Consider the following 24,287-nt stretch of genomic DNA (forward strand, 5'->3'; position numbering starts at 1 on the left):
TAGAACGTGCTTAGTGCTTTGGATCTTCGGAACTTCAAGGCTTGGCGCGAGGCCAAAATCGACTTCGCTGGCATCACTGGGCTGTTTGGAACCAACTCATCGGGCAAGTCGAGCCTCGTCCAATTTCTACTAATGTTGAAGCAGACCCGTGAAGAACGAGACAGAGCCACGGTGTTACAGCTCAATGGCCCTTATGCCGAGCTCGGGCAATTTTCCGACGTCATCAATGACGGTGACATCAGCAAGCGCTTGCAGTGGGATATTCGATTCACTCGCCAGAATAACATTACGCTCCAAGATGCAGCGGAATCGAAGGCGGCAATAGCAGCGAGCAGCAAGGTTTTTAGCATCAGTTCTGAGGTCGCGGCTGAGCGATTGTCGAGGACGCACACGTTCTCAATGCGCACCATCTTTCTTGAGTATTCGCTGAGCGGCATTAGCTTTCGCCTCGCAACCAAGGGCGACAGTTCTTCAGAATACGAGCTCATTTCGGCGGGGGGCAATTTCAAATTCGTGCGCAACCAGGGTCGAGCCTGGACCTTGCCAGGCCCGGTCAGGTCCTATGCGTTTCCCGATCAGGCTCGTACCTATTTCCAGAATGCGCAGTTCCTTGCGGACCTTGAGACAGCCTACGAAGAGGAGTTCGACCATCTCTATTATCTCGGACCACTGCGAGTACGTCCCTCGCGCGACTATGTATGGACCGGGACACGGCCAGTTGACGTCGGGACAGTTGGCGAACGCACGATTGAGGCGCTTGTAGCTGCCACTGCTGTTGAAGAAATGCGAAGTCTCGGGCCTAAAAAGAAACGCCGACCGCTGCAGGAGGTAGTCGCTCACTGGCTGAAGCATCTGGGTCTAATTGACAGCTTTTCAATCGACGAGGTCGCACCAGGGTCAAATCGTTGGATGGCAAGGGTACGTGTGCACAACGGCGGGCCGTCCGTGCCTTTGACCGATGTCGGAACTGGTGTTTCCCAGGTGCTTCCGGTCATCACGTTGCTTCAGTACGTCCCGGAGGGGTCAACTGTGATGCTGGAGCAGCCAGAAATACATTTGCATCCGTTAGCGCAGGCCGGATTAGCTGACGTCATAATCCAAGCCGCGAGCCATCGGCGCGTTCAAGTCATCCTAGAAAGCCATTCCGAACACCTGCTACTGAGGTTGCAGCGCCGAATAGCCGAAGCCGTAATTTCCTCGGATAGAGTGAAATTGTACTTTGCGGAGGGGAAAACGGGAGCTTCCTCTCTCGTGCCTTTGGATGTCGACCTATTGGGAAACATACGAAATTGGCCAGATAAGTTCATGGGGGATGCCTTTAACGAAGTCGCGGCAGCAGAATTGAAACGCATTCAGAGACGAACAGAGAAAGTCTCTGATGCCTGAGGTCATAATCGACACCAATGTAGCGGTGATTGCCAACCGCCAGAATAGCAATGTGATTACATCCTGCGTCGATGCTTGCGTCGTTTTCCTAGCTGCGGCCCGGAATAATCATGTCATACTGATCGACGCCGGTGACGAGATAAGAGCTGAATATGCTGGCGCCTTGAAAATGCGCCGACCTTATGAGTTAGGCGCTCAATTCTTGATATATGTCCTGCAACAGCAACATAATCCCGATCGCGTAAAGCGCGTCCAGTTAGACAAAACGGCGGGGGGCGCTTTCTCTGACTTTCCGACTGCCGTCGAATTAGCGACTTTCGATCAATCAGACCGGAAATTTGCAGCCCTATCCGCTAAGACGAAAGTCGCGGTTACAAACGCAACAGACAGCGATTGGTCCGATCATGCGGCCGCGCTCGGCGCGAACGGAATTGTTGTGGACTTTCTCTGCGGCTGCGACAAGACGAAGTGGTTTACGGCATGAGCGCGGAAAAAGAGACATTAGAACGTGTTCAAGGCGGACTCTTCCATCTGCACAAGGGCCTCACGCCATTCGTCGAAGCGCGAATGAAGGCGGTCCATGGTGCAACTTGGCTGCAGTATGCCAGCCGAGCCTCCGGTGGAGCACCGAATGCACCACTCGACACCTATGGCCTCGTGAAGACAATGATCGATCGCTGGCGTGAGGTGTTCGATGATGCTTTCGCCCGTGCCGACAAGCACAAGGCGCGCAATTTCGTCTCTATGGCGCTTGAAGCCCGAAATGCCATCTCGCATCTCGCTCTCGGCTTGCAGGACGACGAGGCGCTTCGGTACCTCGACGCTATGCACCAGCTTTCGAAATTGGTGAAAGCTCCAGAAGGGGAAGTCGCAGAGTTAAGGAAGTTATATGACGTTCAGCGCCAGTCGGGGCTGACACGCGCGCCTGACGAAGAAACTGCACCTGCGCTGACGCCGTCCCAGTCGACATTAACACTGTCGCGAAACGTTGATGAGGATCCTCAACCCGGCAAAGCCTTGAAACCCTGGATCGAAGTCGCGCTACCGCACCCCGATGTTATCGCAAACCGTTTCAAGGAAGCTGAATTCGCCGCAGATCTGTTCGCCGTCGACGCCGGTTATGCCGGCGAGGGCTATGCAACGCCGAGCGCATTCTACGGCATAACCTTTCTCACTGAAGGCTTGAGGCGTGTCCTGACTACGGCGGCGCAAAGGCTTGGAGGCAGCGGTGGCGATCCGGTGATTGGCCTGCAAACCGCCTTCGGCGGCGGCAAGACGCACACAATGTTGGCGATATTCCATCTCGTAAGACATCTCGGGGACGGCGGCGATCCGCGCGGACTCCCCGGCCTGGCGGAGGTTCTTGATCGGGCGGGCGTGAAGTCGCTGGCGAAGCCGAAGATTGCGGTGTTTGTTGGCTCTTCCAAGGGCGCTGACGTTTCGCTGAACCTCAAGGATGGTCCACGCGTCAAAACGCTCTGGGGTTATATCGCGTGGCGAATTGCTGGCGATGCTGGTCTTCAGCTTGTCGCCGAGGCCGAAGCCGCACGAACAAGCCCCGGCTCGGAGCTGATGGTCGAAGTGTTCAAGCTCGCCGGGCCGAGTGTGATTCTCCTCGACGAACTGACCATGTTCGCTCGCCAACTTGACGACGATCGCTTCGAGGCTTTCCTGTCCTTCATCCAGTCGCTCACCGAAGCGGCAAAGATGGTGCCAGGCATCTTGATTGTCGGTTCACTGCCTGAAAGCCATGCGGAAGCCGGCGGGCCGCGCGGCGAGGCGGCGCTGCTTCGGCTTGAAAAAATCTTCGGCCGCGTGCAATCGGCTTGGCTTCCAGCATCCGGGGACGAAACATATGAGATCATCCGGCGACGTCTGTTCCAGCCTCTTGATTCGGAAGGCGAGAAGGCACGCGACGAAACCGTTAAAGCTTTCCATGATCTTTACAAAAAGAACCCTGCCGAGTTCCCACCGGAGGCCAAGGAACCGCGCTATCTCGAATTGCTACGCCTCTCCTATCCGATCCATCCGGAGCTCTTCGATCGCTTATCGAAGGATTGGGCTAGCCTCGAAAAGTTCCAGCGTACACGCGGCGTATTGCGCTTCATGGCGAACGTCATCGGTGTCCTCTGGCACGGCCAGATGCGTGATCCGCTAATCACGCCGGCGCGGGTGCCGGTTGCGCACGAGCGCGTGCGGGTGAGCGTCCTGTATCCGCTCGATCCAGCGTTCGGCTCAGTCGTCGATAAGGAAGTCGATGGAGACGGCTCTCTGCCGAACCGGATGGAAGCAAATCCATCGCGACGGATCTCTCAGCTGCGCGCGGCTACCCGCGCCGCGCGGTCTGTGTTCATTTGCTCGGCCCCATTGGTTGGCCAACCAAATGCCGGTCTCACCGGCCAGGGTTTGCGTCTCGCCTGTGCTGAACCCGGCGATCAGTTGGCGATCTTCGGTGAAGCACTTCGCGAACTGACGGAAAGGGCTACCTACCTCTATGAAGAGGCCGGCCGATATTGGTTTTCGACACAGCCCACACTGAACCGGCTGGCCGATGACCGTGCAAAAGCGCTGCCGGATCACGAAGTCGACGCTGCAATCACTGACGTGCTGCGCGAAGACGCTAGCAGCAAGGCTGGCTTCCATCGCGTCTTTGCATCGCCGGACGATCCTGTGGCGATTGATGAGGCGCAGTCGCTTTCGCTGGTAATCCTGAGCCCGGCCATGGCCCATGCCGGGAGAGGTGCCGTAAAGTCGCCGGCGACAGGCGCCGTGGTCGATGCGCTAATGCGGTGCCGCGCATCCCAGCGGCGCCTGCGGAACACGCTCATCTTCGTCGCTCCTGATGAGGTGAACCTAGACACCGCACGCGAAGTGATGCGCAAGGCGATTGCCTGGACATCCATCGATAGGGACGAACGCCTTCAGCAGCAAATGACGCAGGCGCAAGCCGCCGACGCGAAGGACAAAGCTAAGACGAACCGCGAGTCGGCGTTGAAAGCAATCCGCACGGCCTGGAGCCATATTCTCTATCCGGTGAAAAGCGAAACAGCGGGAAGACCTTTCGATCTCGAACACAACCTAATCTCGTCTCGCGACAGGGCCGCGATCCCACATGTCGTCTACGACAAGGCAAAGGCCGATGGCATTGTCCTTGAGAAGCTCGGCACTGAGCGCCTCTGGCTTGCGCTGAGGCCGATCTGGCCAGAAGATCGCCCGCACCTATCGATCGCCGAGATCGCTGATTGGTTTGCGGCTTATGTCTATCTGCCAAAGGTGCGCGATGGAGTCGTACTGGAGGGCTCGATTCGCGATGCTGTTGCGAAATTCGATCCCCAGTTCGGTTACGCCGATGGCTTCGACGAGGCGACAGGAAAGTACCATAAGCTCATCTGGGCAAGAAACCCTCCCGAATTCCTCCCCCCTATGGCGATGATCGTCCGTGAAGCCGAGGCACAGAAGCAACTAAAGGACGAAGGCGCGGCGGCGGCCCAGCCAAAGCCGGGGTCATTCCCTGGTTCAACGCCTCAGCCGGGCACCTCCCACCTCGGCGTGACGCCATCCTCTGCGCCGGGCAAACCTCGACGTTTCTATGGCTCTGTCGAGCTTGACATGGTTCGTCCTGTCAAATCGTTCGACGCGATCCTCAACGCCGTGGTGATGGAGCTTCAGCGAACCCGGGGTGCGAAGGTAAAACTGACACTGGAGATCGAAGCCGAAGCCAGCGACGGCTTTGCCGACGGCGAAGTTAGCGTCGTCCGCGACAACGCCCGGCAGCTCAAGTTTAAATCTGAATCGACTGGGTTCGAGGATTAATTCTCGTGGCTTGCCAATGCCTTTTTAGGCAGTCGTCTCCCGTAGTTCAGGCCGACCGAGGTAACCTTACGCATAAATCAACGGGAGCTGTGCCGAAAAAGACGTTTGTGTACCTTACGGTCTGCATTCGATAAACCGCACGAAAGTTGTCATGGCAAAGCTCCCTCCACACTTTAGCGACGTCATCAGTTTGGCTATCCTAGATATGGAGGTCGATGAAGTTCGACACGCATATTCGGCTGCGACGAATTCGCTCAAAAACGAGAAAAAAACCTCGGAGGAATCAATCCGTCGCGCATTGCGACTAGGGCCGAACGATCCGCTTCCAGAACCAGAAACTGATGAGGAAGGTGACTATCTGGACGACGTTTACGACAGGGTCGCAGAGCAGGTAGCGAAAGCCCAGAACGTTTTGCCGTTTGTGAGGAAGGCATTTGTGATTGCTCTCTTTCATCTCTGGGAAAGACACTGCAATCAACGAATGAGTGTTGGACATTATGATCATCAAAAGGCGATGGCTTGGATGGCAGCCAAAGGGCTCAACCTTCAAAGCTCGACGCTAAGCCAGCTGCAGTTGGCATGCAATTGCGCAAAGCACGACCGTGGCCGCTCTTGCTCCGATCTCTGGAAACTACGTCCTGATTTCTTCAACGGGGTCCAAAGCGAGGATAAGGCCAGTGAACCCCGGCTCATTATCACCGATGAGACCTTTGACCTGTTCTTGCGTGCTGTCGAGAGGCGATAAACGTCGCCAGAGCGGCGATGCTGCGCGAGAGACTATTGAAGCATGGCTCTCGCAATCAATAGGTTCGCAAACTCGTTCGCTTGTCGCGCGATCTGGGCGTGAATGGCCTTATCCGACACTCGGACTGGATTCTCTATCCATAGCCGCTCATCCCAATCTAGAAGTGAGATTTCTGCGGCTTCATTGGTATACGCGTTGCTGAAAAAGACAGCAGCGACGTTGTAAGCGCGTAGCCTTAACTCCCGAATCATGTCACGCAAATGGGTCGCAGCCGGCTCATGTGCGTGAGACGACAGAATGGAAACGTCGCCTTCCTGGAAGTAGTTTTCAAAGAAACTCGTCACGTCGCCATACTCTGCAATCTTCCCCTGATAACTGCGATTCATGGTCGAAAGTGTAGCGACTCCACGAGGCATTCGAGGATGGCTTATATCGGTCAGAAGGTTTCGGGGAAGCCGTCGGTATTGTCGATTGCTGAGTTCGGACACGAGGTACTTCTGGAAGCTAGTCTTTCCAGAGTCGTTGTTGCCGATGAGGATGTAAGCCCAGTACGAAAACACGTTCTCTCCCACGCGGTGCTGCTCGTATCGAATTTCTCGAATCCATTTAGCACATTGGAACCAATTTTATGATCAGTTCCAAAGTTGCGAATATAAAACGCCTGCATATCTCTCAGCGACGCACGCAGTCCGCAGCCAATCTTCGGAGGGTATCATCGGCAAACTAGTTGAGGGGGACGACGGCCTAGCCGCTGAGGATGTTGGCTCGTGGGCAAAGCAGAAGCATGACTATCTCTGCCGCTATATAGACATTTCGCGAAATGTTCGTGCCCGTTGGACAGGGCCTGGCAAGGCCGGAGCTACTTTCATAGATCCATTTTGTGGCCCCGGCCGATCGCGGGTCCGTGTAACCGGGGAATTCATAGACGGAGGAGCCGTTGCGGCGTGGAAGCAGAGTGTTGCCAGTGGGTCGCCTTTTACCAAAGTCTACATCGGGGATCTCGATCCAATTCGGGTAGAGGCAGCAGAGGAGCGTCTTATACGGTTAGGTGCCCCCGTAGAAACGTTCGTCGGACCGGCCGTGGACGCTACTGAAAGCCTTATAGGAAAGCTCCATCCGCTTGGGTTGCATTTCGCTTTCATCGATCCCTACAACTTAGAAGCACTCGATTTCAGAATCGTCGCAGCCCTTTCTGAACTGAAGCGCATCGACATGTTGGTGCACGTCAGCAAGATGGATCTCCAGAGGAACCTGGGTTTCAATTTGACAGGCCAGCAGCGGGCCTTCGACGTGTTTGCCCCAGGCTGGCGAGATGCGGTCCAGCTAAACCAATCTCAGAAGCGCATTCGCGGTGAAGTCTTTGAATACTGGCAAGGCCTGATCATTGCCCTGGGCGTGTGGCCGTCCACCGAAATGCGCCTGATCGTGGGCAAGAACAATCAGCCCCTGTACTGGCTTCTCATGGCAGCCAAACACAACCTCCCTCAACAGTTTTGGAAAGTCGCATCGCAGCCTAAACAGCAGTCATTTATCTAGAAATGCAACGACGCAGGCATCTCGTCGTAGGTCCGACCATTGAGCTTACGCCCGGTGAGCTTCTTGTTTCTGCCGCCCCACTGTTTGAAAAAGAACGCCGTTCCGGCGCGGCGGCACATAACCTCAATCTCGTCGACCCAGCGCGGGTCCATATCGCGCGCGCCCGGTCCGCTTTCGCCTCCGACGATTGCCCAGTGAATATCTGACAAATCGGCACCTTCCACGGAGCCGATCAGAGGCTCCAGCGAAACGAAGCGGATGGCGGCTGGCACCCTGCGAAGGTCGTCCAGCCGGTCAAGAACTCGACTGTCTTCTACGCTCGTTCCCAGCCAGACATTCGACAATACCGGAAAGCCGCCTTGAGTCAGGACTTCGGCCATGACTTTGGGACGCTTGGTCAAAATTTGATAGGTGTGGCGCGGCGTCTCTTCCATGACCGTCCAAACTTTGCGGATAAAGTCAGTGCGAACATCGACATGGAAAAGGTCGGACATCGAATTCACGAACACGCGACGCGGTTTCGACCACGTTGCGGGGATCAAAAGCGCCTGCGGATCGGCAACGACCTTGCCGGTCCATTTCGCGCGGCCGGCGGTCTTCCGTGTGAGGCCACGGTATTTTTCCATGCCCATCGCTTCAAGGCGGGCAGCCATTCGCATTGCATAGCAATTCGTGCAGCCGGCGGTGAGGATTGTGCAACCCGCCACGGGATTCCACGTCGCATCGGTCCATTCAATTGATGTTTCGGCCATGAATGATTCTCCATCGGAACAATGGTGAATCGTCGGTCATTAAGCTTCCGTTTCACATGACACCGCCCCAACAAGCCGTCTATCTGAAACGATAACCCAAGCTTCAAGATTTGTACTCGGAAGTCTCATCTGCGGCACAGCATTGCCATCGGCGCTCAAGCCCGTCGTGATCCATCGAGCTTTGCGACGTTGCCTGACTTGGTGGCCGCAAGATAATCGGACCAAGCCTGCATCAGCTTTCGACGCTTCTCGATGGCGTCGGCCCGGCGATAAGCCCGCTCCACAGCGTTGCCAACCTCGTGCGCCAGAGCCGCCTCCGCCACCTCACGGGGGAAGTGCGTCTTGTCACCCGCCCAGTCTCTGAATGAAGAACGGAAGCCATGAACTGTCACGTCCACGTCCAATCGCCGCAGCAGCATTTCCATCGCTGATGTCGATAGTGGGTGATCTTTTTTCTGCCCAGGGAAGACGTAGTCGGACACTCTCAGGTCATAAAGACTCTTCACGAGGCTCAACGCACGATCCGACAATGGCACTCGGTGTTCCTTGGCAGCCTTCATTCGCTCAGCGGGGACCGTCCAAAGACCTGCGATCAGATCAATCTCGGCCCATTTTGCGCCGTAGACCTCCCCCGATCTGGTGGCAGTCAGGATAAGGAACTCCAAAGCTCGCGCTGCCATTGCTTCAGCGGACCTCAGTCGCACGACGAACGCTGGAACCTCATGGAAAGACATCGCAGCATGATGACCTCGGGTCAGCTTCCTCCTTGCCGGCAGTACATTCTTTAGATGACCGCGCCACAGGGCGGGATTTTCCCCTGCCCTCCAGCCTTTGGTCTTTGCGAAATCCAAGACACGCTCAATGCGCCCTCGCAGCCGAGAAGCTGTCTCCGGTTTAGTCGTCCAGATCGGCTTCAGCACCTGCAAGACCTCCTCGGTGCCAATTGTCGAAACCCTCTTGGAGCGGATAGGCTTGCAATACTCCTCAAGTGTCATCTTCCACTGCGCGCGATGCTTCTCGTTCCGCCAAGAGGCCTCCATCGACGCTAAGAATTTATCCGCGCAGTCCCCGAAGGTCGGCTCGGCTTCTTTGGCCCGTTCGGCGATAGGGTCCCGGCCCTCCGCAACAGCTACGCGACATTCACCGGCTTTCGCTCTCGCTTTCGCCAGTGACACCGCCGGGTAGGCGCCCAGGCCCATTTCCCGCCGCTTGCCGCCGGCTGGCGTCCACATGAAGAGCCACGACTTGGTGCCGACGTCAGACACGTTGAGATATAGGCCGCCGCCGTCGCTATGACGGCCGGGGTTCCACTTATCTGACTTAACTTTCACGTCCGTCAGTTTTTGAAGCGAACGAGCCATTGTCCCCACTTTCTTCCCCACTTTATATTGCGGATAATAGGGAACATCGGCGGACGGTGGAAGACACATGCCGCCGAAAAGCGTTTCGAATCTTGGGCTTCTGAGAACGTTGAGGAACATCGGAGGACATTAGTATGGCGGACTCCCTCTCCGCCACAACATCAATAACAACCGTCGCATGCCCACAAAAAGTCCGGAAGCCGAGGCCGCCGGGCTAATTCGTTTCGCTAGCATAATGATATTACTTCGCTTAACCGGATTTTGATTAACCAGTTGTGGTCCGCGAGATCACTGCTAAAACCGTCTTGACCGCCCCGTCCGGGTTCGATGACGCCATATCGAGGGGATTCACAGATTCCCGGTTTCGATCTATGTTGCTCGGCATGGAACGCAGTTTCGACATTCCTGCTGTCCTGAGAGCCCCGCCAGCGTGTTTGCGCGAGCGCTACGGCGCCTTTGTCATCCGCATTGCCGAAAGCCTCGCCACGGGCCTTGCGATCGGCGTGGGCTTCGCCATCGTGCGCGCCTTGGCGGGTTAGAAAGTGGTGCGGGTATTGCCGGTCTACACCGCGGAAGATTACCCACTTATCCGGCAACTTCCTGGTGCCGATGATATGCCCCCGACTTGGGAAGAGTGGCACGCGAATTTCGATGCGACGCATATGGAGAGCTTGGAGGGGCTAAGCTACGCTACCATGCGCATCAAGCCCGACTTGTTCAAAGTTTGGTTGGACACCAATTCGCAGGTCGCTTCGGAAGACTCCAGACAACTCTACGCCCATGAGTTGCTTGATGCGTGCAAGGCGAAATCTGAAACTCGCCAAGAGGACGAACGTGCCCGACGGTTGATCGCTCGCATGGCGAACGACCCGCTCCCCACTGACCCCCTGATGTATAAATTGGCTGAGGTCGGTGCGCTGTTCATGATCGTGATGGCGATCGTTTCAGCCGCGTTGATCATACTGGCGAGGCGCTGACGTGGTCGCGCTAAGGATACCTCCTATTTCATTCATTCGGATAACTTCGCTTCTATTGGAGGAAGGCGCATGATCATCCTGGCCAGCGGGATGCCGTGCCCCCTACCAGTCTCTCGCCGGTTAGGCTCGGCGCCATCAGGCAACTCTTGCAAGGACGCCGAGCCGCTGCATCGCTATCGGGCCGGCGCTGCTCTGGTGGACGAGGCCACGTAGCCGTTCGCGCCTTCATAATCCTCTGCCGGACTAACCTGAGCATCTAATTTAGCCGATACCTGCGCTCGCGCCTTGATTACGCGATGCTGAGTTGGCGCAATAATGAGGGGCGGGTTTTGCGTAGATTCCGACACGTCGCTGCGGCGGCGCATGATCACTAACCTATTGGCGTCGCCGCCTTGGCAATCCTCATCCCGCTCTACATCATCCTCAAATGACAATCCCATAGAAACGCCTCAGATCCCGTCTGCCGAAGACGCATGTCGTCGTCTGGGAGAAGAGAGCGGGTGGGTAAGTTCGATCCGCAAACAATCGGTACACCGTCGGAAGTATGGCGGTGGCCGTCGTTTCGGCGGAGGCGGGGTAGCCTAACAGCAGCTGAAGGCAGTCCCATCGCCAAGCCTGATCCTCAGCCTGCCCCGTCGGGCCGATGCCCCGCAATCGCGGCCAGAAAAACCGCCCCGAACTCCTTGAGTTTCGCCCCGCCCACGCCATTCACCTCGGTGAAGGCGTCGAGGTCGCGCGGGCGGCGGGCGGCCATGTCGATCAGCGTGCGGTCGGAAAACACCACATAGGCCGGCACCTGACGCTCCTTGGCGAGCCGCAGCCGCAGCGCCTTCAGCGCCGCCAGCAGCGAGGCATCCACGCCCTCGGCATCGGCGGGAGAGCCTTCCCCGGAACGCTTCCTGCCGCGCACGAGAGGGTCCCGCGTCTCGACGCGATACCGGAATTCAATCTCGCCGCGGTCGAGCGCGCGGCCGCTTTCGGAGATGGCGAGACCGCCATGGCCCTCGGGATCCGGCATCAGGAACCCGCCGGCGACAAGTTGCCGGATCAGCGACAGCCACACGGTCTTCCTGTGCGCGGCGCCGGCGCCAAAACTGCTCAGCGCCTGATGGCCTCGCGCCAGCACCTTCTCGGTCTCATGGCCAAGCAGGATGTCGATGACATGGGCCGCGCCGAAGCGCTCGCCGCTCTGCGCGACCGCCGCGAGAATTTTCCGCGCCTCGTCACTGCCATCGGCGCGCGGCGCCTGATCGAGGCAGTTGTCGCAATTGCCGCAGGCTTGAGCCTCTTCGCCGAAATAGCCGAGCAGCACCTGGCGGCGGCATTGCGCCGTTTCGCAATAACCGATCAGCGTGTCGAGCCGGCGATGCGACCGTCTCTTGTGCTCGGGCGAGGCGTCCTCGTCATCGATGAACAGCCGCCGCATGCGGATGTCGCCAAGACCGTAGAGCATATGCGCCTCGGCCTCGCGTCCGTCGCGGCCGGCACGACCGATTTCCTGATAATAGGCCTCCAGGCTGCCCGGCATATCGGTGTGGAAGACATAGGCGACATCGGGCTTGTCGATGCCCATGCCGAAGGCGATGGTCGCCACCATGACGACGCCGGACAAGGTCATGAAGGCGTTTTGATTCGCCTCGCGCGCCTCCTTGCTCATGCCGGCGTGATAGGCAAGCGCTCTGACGCCGTTCCTCTCGAGGAAGGCCGCCATCTCCTCGGTCTTCCTGCGCGACAGGCAATAGATGATGCCGCTCTTGCCCGCATGGCGCTCGATGAACCGCAGCAATTGCCGCTTGCTGTCCTGCTTGGACTCGATGGCCAGCTTGATGTTGGGCCGGTCGAAACCCAGCACCAGCGTCTCGACCCGCTCGGCGAACAGCCGGGCGGCGATGTCGGTGCGCGTGCTCTCGTCGGCCGTCGCCGTCACCGCGATGATCGGCACATTGGCAAAGATGCCGCGCAACCGAGACAGATCTTCATACTCGGGCCGGAATGCCGGCCCCCATTGCGAGATGCAGTGCGCCTCGTCTATGGCGATCAGGCTGACGTCGAGCCTGGAGAGCGCCTCGAGCATGCGCTCGGTCATCAGCCGCTCCGGCGCCAGATAGAGCAGCCGCGTCTGGCCCGAAGCGACGCGACGCCAAGCCGCGACATTGGCCTCGCGATCGAGCGAGGAATTGATCGTATCGGCCGCTACCCCGGCAAGCCGCAGCGCCGCCACCTGATCCTGCATCAGCGCCACCAGCGGCGAGACGACGAGGGTGAGCCCGCCCAGCACCAGCGCCGGAACCTGGTAGCAGAGCGATTTTCCGGCCCCCGTCGGCATGACGGCCAGCACATGGCGCCCGCCGAGCAGCGCGTCCATCACGTCGGCCTGGCCGGGGCGGAAATCGTCGAAGCCGAACACGTCCTTCAGCACGCGCCGCTTGGGATCCTCGGCGCGGATGCTCGCTGCCATTACCTGCATCAGGCGGCCGCCGGACTGGGAACGGCTTTTCGTGGATTGGAGGATAGGCAAACCGGTCAAAGCGACCTCCGGGTGAGGGCCTGGAGTAGCGCAGCCCTCATCCGATCACAACGGTCGATATCGCCGATCTGCACCAGTGCCGCGCACGACCGCCTGACAGGTCAGACTAAGGTGATACAGGGATATAGCTCCCTCCCAGGCATCACTCGCCGCTGCCGCCTTGCTCCAATTCGTCATAATAGCGCTGGGCGGCCTTGCCCTTCTCCAACCGATATGTCTCGGACCGGCGATCGAATTCGGCCTTGAGAGCCTTCGACAGTTGCAGCGCATGGAAGCAATAGCCGGTAAGGACCGCCAGCAGCATGATAAACAGGCCTATCGGCACCTGGCCATCGCTCAGCATGAGGATGCCGATGACGGCTTCCAGCAGCGTGGCGAGAGCCGCCATGACCGTCAGGAAAATCTTCGCCGGCCTTGACCCTTTCAGGAAGTAGTAGCCACCGATGACGTAGGCCACGCTTGAGGCGGAACCCACAATATTCGGCGAATGTCCAAAGGCCAGCAGGACGATCGCGGACAGGATGCCGATCGCGCCGGTTACTAAGAAAATGCCGGCCACTGCCAGCATGTGGTGTTTTCCGCTCATTCGAACCCCCTTGGTGTCGAACTCTTGCCCGTCCAGCATTGCAGCAAGCAACCAAGGATTGCACAAGGCCTGCCGCACCACCTTCTGCAAAATCGCCAACGCCGCTTATGGCATCGGGGCATCATCGCGCCTCCTTCCCCAACGACACCATCGCTCCCGCTGGATTCCTTCGCTCTGCGATGTAAACTTGGCCAATCAGGCCGGGAGGGCACGATGCTGCAGGTAAGACAGGATGCTCTCGACGAGCGGTTCCGGCTACAGCGCGCCGCTTTCGAGAAGCAACCCTTTGCGGACCTTGGCCTGAGGAAAGACCGTCTCAAACGCCTGCTGGCGCTGACCGAGCGGCATGAGAGCGAAATCTGCGCCACGATCGACGCTGACTTCGGCGGCCGCTCGGCGCATGAGACCCGTCTTGCGGAACTGTTCGTCGTGCGCGCCGGCATTCGCCATGCGCTTGCGCATGTCGGCGGCTGGATGCGGGAGCGTCGTGTCGCCACCACCTTGCCCTTCCTGCCAGGCAAAAACCGCCTTCTGCCGCAGCCACTTGGGGTGGTCGGCGTCGTATCGCCGTGGAACTACCCCTTTCAGCTCGCCGTGGCGCCGGTCACGGCGGCCCTCGCCGCCGGCAACCGCGTCCTGGTAAAGCCTTCCGAATTGACGCCTGCTTTCTCCGAACTGCTGGCCAGATTGGCCGGCGAGCACTTCGCCCCGGATGAACTCAGCGTCATCACCGGCGATGCCGAGATGGGCAAGGCCTTCGTCTCGATGCCCTTCGACCACCTGCTGTTCACCGGCTCGACCGCGGTCGGACGCCAGGTCGCCATCGCCGCCGCCGCCAACCTGACCCCGGTCACGCTCGAACTCGGCGGCAAGTCGCCGGCGATCCTCGACCCTTCCTGCGATCTCGACGCGGCAACAGCCAGCGTCGCCTATGGCAAGCTGCTGAATGCCGGGCAGACCTGCATCGCGCCGGATTATCTGCTGGTGCCCAAGGGACAGGCAGCCACGGTCGCTGCCAAGCTCGCAATCGCGGTGGCGCGGCTCTATCCCTCGCTGCGCGACAACCCCGACTATACCGCCATCATCAGCGACCGGCATTACCAGCGCCTGCGCGCCATGATCGCGGAAGCCCGCGAGGCCGGCGCCGATATCACCGAGATCAACCCGGCCGGCGAAGACCTCGGCACCACGGGGCGGAAGCTTTTGCCGACCCTGGTCAGCAACGCCGGGCCGGACCTGCGGCTGATGCGCGAGGAGATTTTCGGCCCGGTGCTGCCGATCGTCGAATACGCCACGGTCGACGACGCCATCGACTATGTGAACCGGGCCGACCGGCCGCTGGCGCTCTACTGGTTCGGGCGCGACAGCGGCAACCGCCGGCGCATCCTGCGCGAGACCGTCGCCGGCGGCGTCACCATCAACGACTGCATGCTGCATCTGGTGCAGGAGAACCAGCCCTTCGGCGGTGTCGGCGCCAGCGGCATGGGTGCCTATCACGGCGAGTGGGGCTTCCGCACCTTCAGCAAGGAGAAGCCGGTCTTCCAGCAGTCGCGCTTGAGCGCGGGAGCCCTTCTGCGCCCGCCCTATGGCAGGACGTTCGAACGGCTTTTCGGCCTGCTCAGGCGCATCACCTGACACGCATTAAGTTTATATTCACCATGATCCGGCAGGTTTCCGGTCCTGCGGTGATGTTTTGAGTACCGCGGCGCCATTGGCGCCCAGGCAACAAACCCGCGCTTCCTTGGAAGTGCGGGTTTTTTCATTGGCCGGGAAATCGCCGGCGGCCCGGTCAGGCGAGAAAATCGGCGCGGTGTGGCGTGAAAATGTCGACCAGCCGTCCCGCCTCCAGCGCCCTGACGCCGTGCACCAGGCCGGACGGCACGATGAAGCTGCCGCCGGTCTCGAGGATTGCGGTCCGTCCGTCGATGGTCACCTCGAAACGGCCTTCGGCGACGTAGCTTGCCTGGACGTGCGGGTGCGAATGCAGCGCGCCGACGCCTCCCTTGTCGAAGCCGAATTCGACCATCATCAGTTCGTCGGTGGACAGCAGCACGCGCCGGCGATTGCCGTCTGGCGTCGGCATCCAGGCACCCTCGCCGGCTTGCGCGAAAGTCTTAGGCTCGGTCATTTTCATCTCCTCATCGCGCCAGCCAGCCGCCGTCCACTGGCACCACCGCGCCATGCATGTAGTTCGAGGCCGGCGCCAGCAGGAAGACGGCGGCATCGCCAATGTCTCCCGGCTCGCCCCAGCGCCCGGCGGGAATGCGCCCGAGGATGGCGGCACTGCGGTCGGGATCGGCGCGCAGCGCCTGCGTGTTGTTGGTCTCGATATAACCCGGCGCTATGCCGTTGACGTTGATGCCTTTCGCCGCCCATTCGCAGGCGAGCAGACGGGTGATGCCGAGCACGCCATGCTTTGACGCCGTATAAGACGCGACGCGGATGCCGCCCTGGAAACTCAGCACCGAGGCGATGTTGACGATCTTGCCCCGGCCCCCGTCGGCAAGGACGCGCCGGGCAAAGGACTGGCTGAGCAGGAAGACCGTCTTCAAATTGACGTCGATGACATCGTCCCAATCGGTCTCCGTCAGGTCGACGGCATCGGCGCGCCGGATGATGCCGGCATTGTTGACCAGCCCGTCGAGCGGCCCGCTTTCGTCCCAGACACGATCGAGCATCGGTCCGGCCGCTCCGGTGTTGGCAAGGTCGGCGGCGACCGCCTTGAATTCGCCGTCCAGAGCCGCGACCTTGCTCGCCGTATCGGCCATCGACGAGCGGCCGACGCCGATCACCGCGCCGCCGGCGCGCGCGATGGAGACCGCGATGCCTTGGCCGATGCCGGTGTTGGCGCCGGTGACCAGGATGCGCTTGCCGGCCAGGCTGAAAGCTGTGAGGTCGCTCACCGCAGCGCGTCCATCGCCACGGGATCGACATCGGTGTAGTCGACATTGTCGCCGGCCATCGCCCAGATGAAGGCGTAGTTGGACGTGCCGGCGCCCGAATGGATCGACCAGCTTGGCGACAGCACCGCCTCTTCATTGCGCATGACGATATGGCGCGTCTCGTCCGGCTCGCCCATGAAATGGAAAACGCGCGCCGCCTCGGGCAGGTCGAAATAAAGATAGGCCTCCATGCGCCGGTCATGCACATGGCACGGCATGGTGTTCCAGATAGAGCCCGGCGCCAGCTGCGTCATGCCGACGACGAGCTGGCAGGTCTTTGTTCCCCCGGCATGGATAAACTGGAAGATCGAGCGCTCGTTGCAGGCCTCCTTGCTGCCGAGATCGAGGCGCTTGGCGTCATCGAGGCGGATCAGCCGGCCGGGATGAGCCTGATGCGCCGGGGCGCTGAGCAGATAGAACTTGGCGGGGTCGTCTTTATCTGCCGAAGCGAATGCCACATCGCTGGAGCCCATGCCGAGATAGAGCATGTCGCGCGCCCGCAGGTCGAAGGACTGGCCGCCGGCTTCGATCGAGCCGGCGCCGCCGATATTGACGGCGATCAGTTCGCGCCGATCGAGAAAACCTTTGGTGCCGGTCGGCTTGATCGCTTCCAACGGCAATGCCGTCGCCACCGGCACGGCACCGCCGACGATCATCCGGTCGTAGTGGGTGTAGGTCAGGCTGATCCGGCCAAGCTGGAAGAGATCGTCGATATGGAAATTATGGCGCAGTTCGTCCGTTCCCATGGCGGCGGCGGCCGCCGGATCGATGGCGAAGCGCGATGTGTAGTCTGTGTGGTTCTGGCTCATCTCTGTCCTGACTTCCGGTGGATCATTCGCCGGCGGCGGCCCTGGTCGAACTGGCGTAATAGGCCTGCCGCGCCTGCAGGCGTTCGCGGTAGCGCTGCTGGCTGGCGCCGAGATGGGCACGCATCGCCTCGCGCGCGGCCTCGGCATCGCCCGCCGTGATCGCGTTCAGGATCACCAGATGCTCTCGCTGCAGCCCGCGCTGGTAGCTGTCGGACTGCACCAGCTCGGTCGACCAGGGCGAGGTCACGTCGCACGGAATGGCGCGCCGGCCGAGCACGTCGAGCATCTCGACATAGAACGGATTGTTGGTGGCGCTGGCGATGGCGCGATGGAAGGCGAGATCGGCGGGTCCGGTCGGCTGGCCGTCGAGTAGCAGCCGCTCGAACTCGAAGAAGGCTTCCTGGATCGCCGCTTCCTGCGCGGCGTTGCGGCGGATGGCGGCGAGCCCGGCCGATTCGATCTCGATCGCCAGCCGCACCTCGAGCACGTTGAGCGCGATCGAATCCTTGGCCCCCATGTCGGCAGCCAGCGCCCCGAACATGGTCGAGATGTGCTCGGTGACGAAGACACCCGCCCCCTGCCGCGGCTCGACAAGGCCGTCAGCGGCAAGCTTGGCCATCGCCTCGCGGATGACGGTGCGACTGACGCCGAAGGTCTCGGTCAGCTGGCCCTCGGTCGGCAGCTTGTGGCCGGGCAGGATTTCACCCGCATGCAACTGCTTGCGGATCGCCGCCACGACGGTTTCCGACAGTTTGGGTTTTCTCTCGACCCTGAGGTCGTTTGCGATATCGGACACCTGTGTGATCTCCTAATGGAACAGGCTCGGCAGCCACAATGAGATTTCCGGTATGTAGGTGACAAGCATCAGCACCACGAAGGCGGCGCCATAGAATGGCCAGATCGAGCGCATCGCCGTCCAGATCGGAATGCGGCCAATGGCGCAGCTGACGAACAGGACCGCGCCAACCGGTGGCGTGCAAAGGCCGATGCCGAGATTGAGGATGAGGATCACGCCGAAATGCACAGGATCGACGCCATAGGCCATGACCACCGGCAGGAAGATCGGCGTCGTGATGATGATCAGCGGCGACATGTCCATGAAGGTGCCGAGAATGAGCAGCACGATGTTGATCAACAGCAGGATGACCAGCTTGTTGTCGGATACCGACTGCAGAAAGGCGACTAGCGCCGCCGGCACTCTGAGATAGGCGAGCAGCCAGCCGAAGGCCGCCGCGCAGCCGATAATCATCAGCACCATGGCGGTGGTCCGTACCGAGGCCGTCGTCGCCGCGACGAAGTCACCCCAACTCATCGAGCGGTAGATGATCAGCGTGACCAGGAAGGCGTAAACGATAGCGATGCAGGAGCTCTCGGTCGCGGTGAAGATGCCGGACCTGACGCCGCCGAAGATGATGGCGATCAGGATAAGGCCCGGAATGGCGGCGACAAGCAGCTGCAAGGCCCGACCGAAGCCCGCGAAGGGCTCCGTCGGGTAGCCGCGGCGGCTGGCGACCCAATAGGCCGTTATCATCAGCGACAGCGCCAGCAGCAGACCCGGCAACACGCCAGCCGTGAACAGATCCGCGATCGAGATACGGCCGCCGGCCGAAATCGAGTAGATGATCATGTTGTGCGAGGGCGGGATCAAAAGCGCGATGATGGCGCCGACCGAGGTGATGTTGACGGCGTAGTCGATGCCGTAGCCGCGCGCCTTCATCTGCGGGATCATCAGCCCGCCGACTGCCGACGCATCCGCCACCGCCGAGCCGGAAATGCCGCCGAACATGGTCGACGCCGCGATGTTGACCTGCCCCAGACCGCCACGCAAATGGCCGACCAGTGAGCCTGCCAGCGCGACCAGCCGCGCGGCGATGCCGCCACGCACCATGAGGTCGCCGGCGAAGATGAAGAAGGGTATGGCCATCAGCGAAAAAACGCTGACGCCGGAATTGAGCCGCTGGAACACCACGACCGGCGGAAGGCCTAGCGTGAGGATCGTCGCGAAGCTGGCGACGCCCAGACAGAACGCGATCGGCGTGCCGATGACCAGCAGGAACACGAAGGTGCCGAAAAGGACCATCAAGGCCATGGTTCAGACCTCCTCGCCGGTTGCATGGATGTCGGCGTCGACGGGCAGGCCGGCAAAACGCCCGGCCAGCCGTTCCAGTGAAAACAGGCAGACCAACGCGCCTCCCAGAATGACCGGCAGGAAGCTGACGCCGCCCGGCAGGGCGAGCGAAGGCATCACCGTATTCCAGGTCAGCCTCGCCAGTTGCACGCCGTAGACGATCATGCCGGCGCCGAAGGCCAGCACGACAAGATCGGAAATGCTGCGCAGCACCGCCTTGGCCGAAACAGGCAGGACATAGAGCAATACGTCGAAGCCCAGATGCGTGCGCTCGCGCACGCCGACGGCCGCACCCAGGAAGATGAACCAGCCCATCAGCAGCACCGAGAAGGATTCCGTCCAGCTCGGCGAGCGGTTCAGCATGTAGCGCGAGAAGACCTGCCAGAAGATGATGATCGTCATCAGCGTCAGGCCGGCGCCGCTGACCCACAACGCCAGCCGGGCAAGCCCGGAGAGAACGCGCTCGGCAGCGAGCCAGAAGCCTCTCGTGGCAGGGGCGTCCGAAGGCAGCGCAGGAGTCCTCGCGCTGCCTGACCTGTTAGCCCCGTTCATTTCTCGGCCTGTATCTTCGCCGCCAGATCCTTCAGTTCCGGCGTCGACAAATATTTGTCGTAGACCGGCTTCATTGCGTCGATCAGCGGCTGCTTGTCGATCTCGCTGACCTTGACGCCGGCCTTCTCGACGATGTCGCGAGACTTCTTCTCCTGCGCGTCCCAGAGCTCGCGCATCTTCACGACGCTGTCCTTGGCCGCCTGCCGCACGATCGCCTGGTCTTCCGGCGACAGCTTCTCCCAGCTTGCCTTCGACATGACCAGCACTTCCGGCACGATCTGGTGCTGGTCCATGGTGTAGTGCTTGGCCACTTCGTAGTGCTTGGCGGATTCGAAACTCGGCCAGTTGTTCTCGGCGCCGTCGATGACGCCGGTCTGCAGCGCCGAGTAGACCTCGCCATAGGCCATCGGCGTGGCATTGGCGCCAAGCGCGTTGACCATGTCGACGAACACGTCGGACTGGATGACGCGGAACTTCATGCCTTTCATGTCCGCCAACGAGGTGATGTCCTTCTTGGTGTTGTAGAAGGAACGCGCGCCGGAATCGTAGAAGGCGAGGCCGACGAGGTCATGCGCCTCGAACGCCTTGAGTATCTGGTCGCCGATCGGCCCGTCCATGACATGGCGCATGTGCTCGACCGAGCGGAACATGTAGGGCAGCGACGGCACGGCGGTTTCCGGCACGATACCGTTGAACGGTCCCATCGAGACACGGTCGAGGTCGATGACCCCGGCCTGGGTCTGCTCGATCGTGTCCTTCTCCTCACCGAGCTGCGCCGAGTGATAGACCTCGATCGAATAGCGGCCGGCGGTGCGCTGCTTGATGAGGTCGCCCATGTACTTGACCGCTTCGACGGTCGGATAGCCGTCCGGATGGGTATCCGAGGATCGCAGCACGGTCTCGGCATTTGCAATGCCGATCAGCAGCGAACCGAAGGCGAATGTGGCCGCCGTCAATTTCGAAAAATGCAACATGACTTCCTCCCTTTGAAAAATCGGAGCGTGCCGTTCAGAGCCGGTACGCCGTCTTGGCGAGCGTGTAGGCAAGCTCCTTCGCGAGTTCATGAGCCTCGTCCTCGCGCAGCCTGTGCTCGGCGACGAGGCGCGCCAGGAACGCGCAGTCGACCCGCCGCGCCACGTCGTGACGGGCCGGGATCGAGGGAAAGGCGCGCGTGTCGTCGTTGAAGCCGACGGTGTTGTAGAAGCCGGCGGTCTCGGTGGTCATCTCGCGGAAACGGCGCATGCCTTCCGGGCTGTCGTGGAACCACCAGGCCGGCCCGAGCTTCAGCGCCGGGTAGACGCCGGCCAGCGGCGCCAGCTCGCGCGGGTAACTGCTCTCATCCAGCGTGAACAGAATGACGGTCAGGTCGCGCTCGAGCCCGACGCAGTCGAGCAGCGGCTTCAGCGCCGCCACATAGTCGGTGCGGGTCGGGATATCGAAGCCCTTGTCCCTGCCGAATTTCTGGAAAATTCCAGGCGAATGATTGCGCCAGGAGCCGGGATGGATCTGCATCACCAGTCCGTCGTCCCGGCTCATCTTGGCCATTTCGGTCAGCATCTGGGCGCGAAACAGCTTTCGTTCACGCTCGTCCTGCGAGCCGGCGCGAATCCGGTTGAACAGCTCCTGCGCCGCCGCATCGGAAAGATTGGCGGTGTCGGCCGTGGGATGGCCATGATCCGACGAGGTCGCGCCGAAGCTCTTGAACAAGGCGCGGCGCTGGCGGTGCGCATCGAGATAGCCGGCCCAGGTCCCGGTGTCGCAGCCGGTGACCTCGCCTAGCCGGTCGAGATTGACTGAAAACCCTTCGAAATCGGGATCGACGACGGCATCCGGCCGATAGGCGGTGACGACGCGGCCCTCCCAGCCGCTGTCGCGGATCATCTGGTGCCATTTGAGATCGTCGAGCGCGCCTTCGGTCGTTGCGATGACCTCGATGTTGAAGCGCTCGAACAGGGCGCGGGGGCGGTAGTTCTCCCACTGCAGCACCGTCGCGATCGTGTCGTAATGGCGATCGGCGGTTGCGGCGCTCAACGGCTCTTCGATGCTGAACAGATGCGCAAGCACATGGTCGAACCACAGCCGGGTCGGCGTGCCACGGAAGAGATGATAGTGCTCGGCGAACAGCCGCCAGATCGCCCTGCCGTCGGTCTCGACGGGCGCGCCATCGAGCGTCGGCACGCCGAGAGCCTCCAGCCGCACGCCCTGGCTGAACAGCATGCGAAAAATATAGTGGTCCGGTACGATGAGCAGTTGCGCGGGATCGGGGAACGGCTCGTTCAGCGCATACCAGCGCGGGTCGGTGTGGCCGTGCGGGCTGATGATGGGCAGGTCCTTGATGCTGGCGTAGAGATCGCGGGCGATCGAGAGCGGACGCGCCTCGGCTGGAAACAGCAAATCCGCATTCGTCAGTGCCACGGCATCCTCCCAGGGTCGCTATCGGTAGGATCGGCTGGAAATAATGTCAACATACAAAAATCGGATTGTTGTATGATGACTTTTGAGCAATGCTGAGCATTGTCGGCAACCGCCGCCGATGTTACGCCGTTTTGCGATCCGCCCGCGGATTAGCAGCCATTCCCTGACCAGCCGTCCCACGAGATGAGTGCCGCAAACCGATGACAGCCCTTCGCCTTTCCAACCGCACGGCGCAGGCATTGCCGGCCAAGGTCGCCGCGCCTCGATACGATCGTGGCACGGTTACGCCGGGCATTGTGCATCTCGGCGTCGGCGCCTTTCACCGCGCCCACCAGGCTGCTTACATCGATGAATGCCTGGCCGCTGGCGAGACGGGCTGGGGCATAACAGGCGTGTCGTTGCGCAGCGCCGACACCCGCGACGCGCTGGCGCCGCAGGATGGGCTGTACACACTGGCGGTTCGAGGCAGCGGCGGCGAGAAGCTGCATGTCATCGGTTCCATCGGCTCGCTGCTGGTGGCGCCGGAGGACCCGGCCGCGGTGCTGGCCGCGCTGATCGATCCGCGCACCCGCATCGTGACGTTGACCATCACCGAGAAAGCCTATTTGCGGGCGGCCGGCGGCGGGCTGGACACGGCCCATCCCGACATCGTCCACGACCTGGCCAATCCACAAAAGCCGAAGACGGCGCATGGTTTTCTGACCGAAGCGCTCGCCCGGAGGCTGGCCGCCGGCACCCCGCCCTTTACCGTGCTTTGTTGCGACAACCTGCCGGCCAACGGCGCCACCTTGCACAGGCTGCTGGTCGAATTCGCCTCACTGCGCGATGCCAGACCTGGTTCGGCGGGCGGTGCTGGAATTGCCGGCCACATCGCCGATCAGGTCGCATTTCCCTCCAGCATGGTCGACCGCATCGTGCCGGCCACGACCGATGCCGACCGGGCGCGGATATCGGGCGAACTTGGCATCGAGGACGCCTGGCCCGTGATCACCGAGCCTTTCCGCCAATGGGTGATCGAGGACGATTTCCCGGCAGGCCGTCCCGCCTGGGAAAAATTCGGGGTCACCATGGTCGGCGATGTCGCCCCCTTCGAGGACATGAAGCTGAGGCTGCTCAACGGTGCGCATTCGGGCATCGCCTATCTTGGCCTGCTCAGCGGCCATGCCACGGTCGACGGCGCCTTCGCCGATCCGGCGATCCGGCGGTTCGTCGATGCGCTTTGGGAGGAAGCCAAATCGACATTGCCTGACGATGCCGGCCTCGACACATCGGCCTATACGGCCGAGCTTGCCGAGCGTTTTTCGAACACGGCACTTGCCCACCGTACCGCGCAGATCGCCAATGACGGCAGCCAGAAACTGCCGCAGCGCATCATTGCCTCGGCTATCGAGTGCCTGGAAGCCGGCACCGAGCTGGTCCACCTCACGCTGGTGGTGGCAGCCTGGATCGCCGCCTGCGCGGCGCGCGGAAAGAGCTTGCCGAGGGGCCATTTCACCGATCCGCTCGATGCGGAGCTGACGGCGCTTTTGGACCAGCAGCTGCCGGCGAACGAAACCGTGACGGCGGTGTTCGATCTGGCCGGCTTCGCCGGGGATCACGCCGAACGCCAGACGCTGATCGAACTCGTGGCCATCCATCTTGTCCATCTGCGGAGGGACGGCACGACCTTGGCCTTCGCCGCGCTCGGCATAGACGGCGAAGGACCGTAAGACGGAGCTGGACGGGGTCAACAGGCGGTAGAGGACTTCGATGTCGGCG

General features: G+C 60.9%; 22 protein-coding genes. 9 read left to right on the top strand and 13 right to left on the bottom strand.

All coding sequences use genetic code 11. The annotated features are described in order from the left end of the window. The first annotated feature begins 6 nt into the window (after nucleotides 1-6). The 4 genes from EN851_RS20280 (at nucleotide 7) to EN851_RS20295 (ending at nucleotide 5,944) form a co-directional block, all read left to right on the top strand. A complete protein-coding gene (locus EN851_RS20280) occupies nucleotides 7-1,386 on the top strand; it encodes a DUF3696 domain-containing protein (RefSeq protein ID WP_135929914.1) in 1,380 nt (459 codons plus the stop codon). Next, complete coding sequence (locus EN851_RS20285) at nucleotides 1,379-1,870, top strand: hypothetical protein (RefSeq protein ID WP_135929915.1); 492 nt, start codon at nucleotides 1,379-1,381, stop codon at nucleotides 1,868-1,870. The genes EN851_RS20280 and EN851_RS20285 overlap by 8 nt, the downstream gene beginning before the upstream one ends. Then, nucleotides 1,867-5,199, top strand: a complete 3,333-nt coding sequence (locus tag EN851_RS20290; RefSeq protein ID WP_135929916.1) for a DUF499 domain-containing protein — start codon at nucleotides 1,867-1,869, stop codon at nucleotides 5,197-5,199. The genes EN851_RS20285 and EN851_RS20290 overlap by 4 nt, the downstream gene beginning before the upstream one ends. Before the next feature lie 151 nt (nucleotides 5,200-5,350). Next, nucleotides 5,351-5,944 carry a hypothetical protein gene (locus tag EN851_RS20295; RefSeq protein WP_135929917.1) on the top strand — a complete coding sequence of 198 codons (594 nt, stop codon included), beginning with the start codon at nucleotides 5,351-5,353 and terminating at the stop codon, nucleotides 5,942-5,944. 32 nt (nucleotides 5,945-5,976) lie between these two features. Here the strand turns inward: EN851_RS20295 and EN851_RS20300 are convergent, their stop codons facing one another. Then, complete coding sequence (locus tag EN851_RS20300; RefSeq protein WP_135929918.1) at nucleotides 5,977-6,516, bottom strand: hypothetical protein; 540 nt, start codon at nucleotides 6,514-6,516, stop codon at nucleotides 5,977-5,979. Nucleotides 6,517-6,658: 142 nt separating this feature from the next. Here EN851_RS20300 and EN851_RS20305 point away from each other — a divergent pair, with 142 nt between their 5' ends. Further along, nucleotides 6,659-7,480 carry a three-Cys-motif partner protein TcmP gene (locus tag EN851_RS20305; protein WP_135929919.1) on the top strand — a complete coding sequence of 274 codons (822 nt, stop codon included), beginning with the start codon at nucleotides 6,659-6,661 and terminating at the stop codon, nucleotides 7,478-7,480. Here EN851_RS20305 and EN851_RS20310 read toward each other — a convergent pair. Together EN851_RS20310 and EN851_RS20315 are read right to left on the bottom strand one after the other, a co-directional pair. Further along, the gene (locus tag EN851_RS20310; protein ID WP_135929920.1) at nucleotides 7,477-8,232 is read right to left on the bottom strand and encodes a DUF5131 family protein; all 756 of its coding nucleotides are present in this window, start codon (nucleotides 8,230-8,232) and stop codon (nucleotides 7,477-7,479) included. The genes EN851_RS20305 and EN851_RS20310 overlap by 4 nt on opposite strands. 155 nt (nucleotides 8,233-8,387) lie before the next feature. Next, entirely contained in the window at nucleotides 8,388-9,593 is a 1,206-nt protein-coding gene (locus EN851_RS20315) for an integrase arm-type DNA-binding domain-containing protein (protein ID WP_135930045.1), read from the bottom strand. A 371-nt stretch (nucleotides 9,594-9,964) separates the two neighbouring features. Between EN851_RS20315 and EN851_RS36400 the strand changes: the two genes are divergently transcribed. Then, nucleotides 9,965-10,132 carry a hypothetical protein gene (locus tag EN851_RS36400; protein WP_189587326.1) on the top strand — a complete coding sequence of 56 codons (168 nt, stop codon included), beginning with the start codon at nucleotides 9,965-9,967 and terminating at the stop codon, nucleotides 10,130-10,132. Nucleotides 10,133-10,147: 15 nt separating this feature from the next. Beyond that, on the top strand, nucleotides 10,148-10,570 hold the full coding sequence (locus tag EN851_RS20320) for a hypothetical protein (protein WP_135929921.1): 423 nt from the start codon (nucleotides 10,148-10,150) through the stop codon (nucleotides 10,568-10,570). Between the two features lie 622 nt (nucleotides 10,571-11,192). On the opposite strand, the gene recQ is transcribed toward EN851_RS20320, so the two are convergent. Together recQ and EN851_RS20330 are read right to left on the bottom strand one after the other, a co-directional pair. Continuing rightward, on the bottom strand, nucleotides 11,193-13,037 hold the full coding sequence (recQ, locus tag EN851_RS20325; protein ID WP_135929922.1) for a DNA helicase RecQ: 1,845 nt from the start codon (nucleotides 13,035-13,037) through the stop codon (nucleotides 11,193-11,195). A gap of 202 nt (nucleotides 13,038-13,239) precedes the next feature. Beyond that, the gene (locus tag EN851_RS20330; protein ID WP_135929923.1) at nucleotides 13,240-13,782 is read right to left on the bottom strand and encodes a hypothetical protein; all 543 of its coding nucleotides are present in this window, start codon (nucleotides 13,780-13,782) and stop codon (nucleotides 13,240-13,242) included. 114 nt (nucleotides 13,783-13,896) lie between these two features. On the opposite strand from EN851_RS20330, the gene EN851_RS20335 reads away from it, so the two are divergent. Beyond that, on the top strand, nucleotides 13,897-15,318 hold the full coding sequence (locus tag EN851_RS20335) for a coniferyl aldehyde dehydrogenase (RefSeq protein ID WP_127873383.1): 1,422 nt from the start codon (nucleotides 13,897-13,899) through the stop codon (nucleotides 15,316-15,318). Between the two features lie 154 nt (nucleotides 15,319-15,472). Here the strand turns inward: EN851_RS20335 and EN851_RS20340 are convergent, their stop codons facing one another. The 8 genes from EN851_RS20340 to uxaC are packed head-to-tail and all read right to left on the bottom strand — an operon-like array spanning nucleotide 15,473 to nucleotide 22,529. Continuing rightward, nucleotides 15,473-15,811: a cupin domain-containing protein gene (locus EN851_RS20340; RefSeq protein WP_135929924.1), complete on the bottom strand. Its 339-nt coding sequence runs from the start codon at nucleotides 15,809-15,811 to the stop codon at nucleotides 15,473-15,475. Nucleotides 15,812-15,821: 10 nt separating this feature from the next. Continuing rightward, on the bottom strand, nucleotides 15,822-16,586 hold the full coding sequence (gene kduD / locus EN851_RS20345) for a 2-dehydro-3-deoxy-D-gluconate 5-dehydrogenase KduD (protein ID WP_135929925.1): 765 nt from the start codon (nucleotides 16,584-16,586) through the stop codon (nucleotides 15,822-15,824). Next, nucleotides 16,583-17,434 (bottom strand): 5-dehydro-4-deoxy-D-glucuronate isomerase, encoded by an 852-nt coding sequence (kduI, locus tag EN851_RS20350; RefSeq protein WP_135929926.1) that lies wholly within the window; start codon nucleotides 17,432-17,434, stop codon nucleotides 16,583-16,585. The genes kduD and kduI overlap by 4 nt, the downstream gene beginning before the upstream one ends. Before the next feature lie 22 nt (nucleotides 17,435-17,456). Then, entirely contained in the window at nucleotides 17,457-18,230 is a 774-nt protein-coding gene (locus EN851_RS20355; RefSeq protein ID WP_127275634.1) for a FadR/GntR family transcriptional regulator, read from the bottom strand. A 12-nt stretch (nucleotides 18,231-18,242) separates the two neighbouring features. Next, entirely contained in the window at nucleotides 18,243-19,523 is a 1,281-nt protein-coding gene (locus tag EN851_RS20360; protein WP_127275635.1) for a TRAP transporter large permease, read from the bottom strand. 3 nt (nucleotides 19,524-19,526) lie between these two features. Next, on the bottom strand, nucleotides 19,527-20,114 hold the full coding sequence (locus EN851_RS20365) for a TRAP transporter small permease (protein ID WP_189343590.1): 588 nt from the start codon (nucleotides 20,112-20,114) through the stop codon (nucleotides 19,527-19,529). Continuing rightward, a complete protein-coding gene (locus EN851_RS20370; protein WP_135929927.1) occupies nucleotides 20,111-21,088 on the bottom strand; it encodes a TRAP transporter substrate-binding protein in 978 nt (325 codons plus the stop codon). The genes EN851_RS20365 and EN851_RS20370 overlap by 4 nt, the downstream gene beginning before the upstream one ends. A gap of 34 nt (nucleotides 21,089-21,122) precedes the next feature. Next, on the bottom strand, nucleotides 21,123-22,529 hold the full coding sequence (gene uxaC / locus EN851_RS20375; protein ID WP_135929928.1) for a glucuronate isomerase: 1,407 nt from the start codon (nucleotides 22,527-22,529) through the stop codon (nucleotides 21,123-21,125). Nucleotides 22,530-22,729: 200 nt separating this feature from the next. Here uxaC and EN851_RS20380 point away from each other — a divergent pair, with 200 nt between their 5' ends. After that, a complete protein-coding gene (locus tag EN851_RS20380) occupies nucleotides 22,730-24,238 on the top strand; it encodes a mannitol dehydrogenase family protein (protein ID WP_135929929.1) in 1,509 nt (502 codons plus the stop codon). Nucleotides 24,239-24,287 lie beyond the last annotated feature (49 nt).

This window comes from Mesorhizobium sp. M8A.F.Ca.ET.208.01.1.1 (assembly GCF_004791315.1).
Classification (GTDB): Bacteria; Pseudomonadota; Alphaproteobacteria; order Rhizobiales; family Rhizobiaceae; genus Mesorhizobium.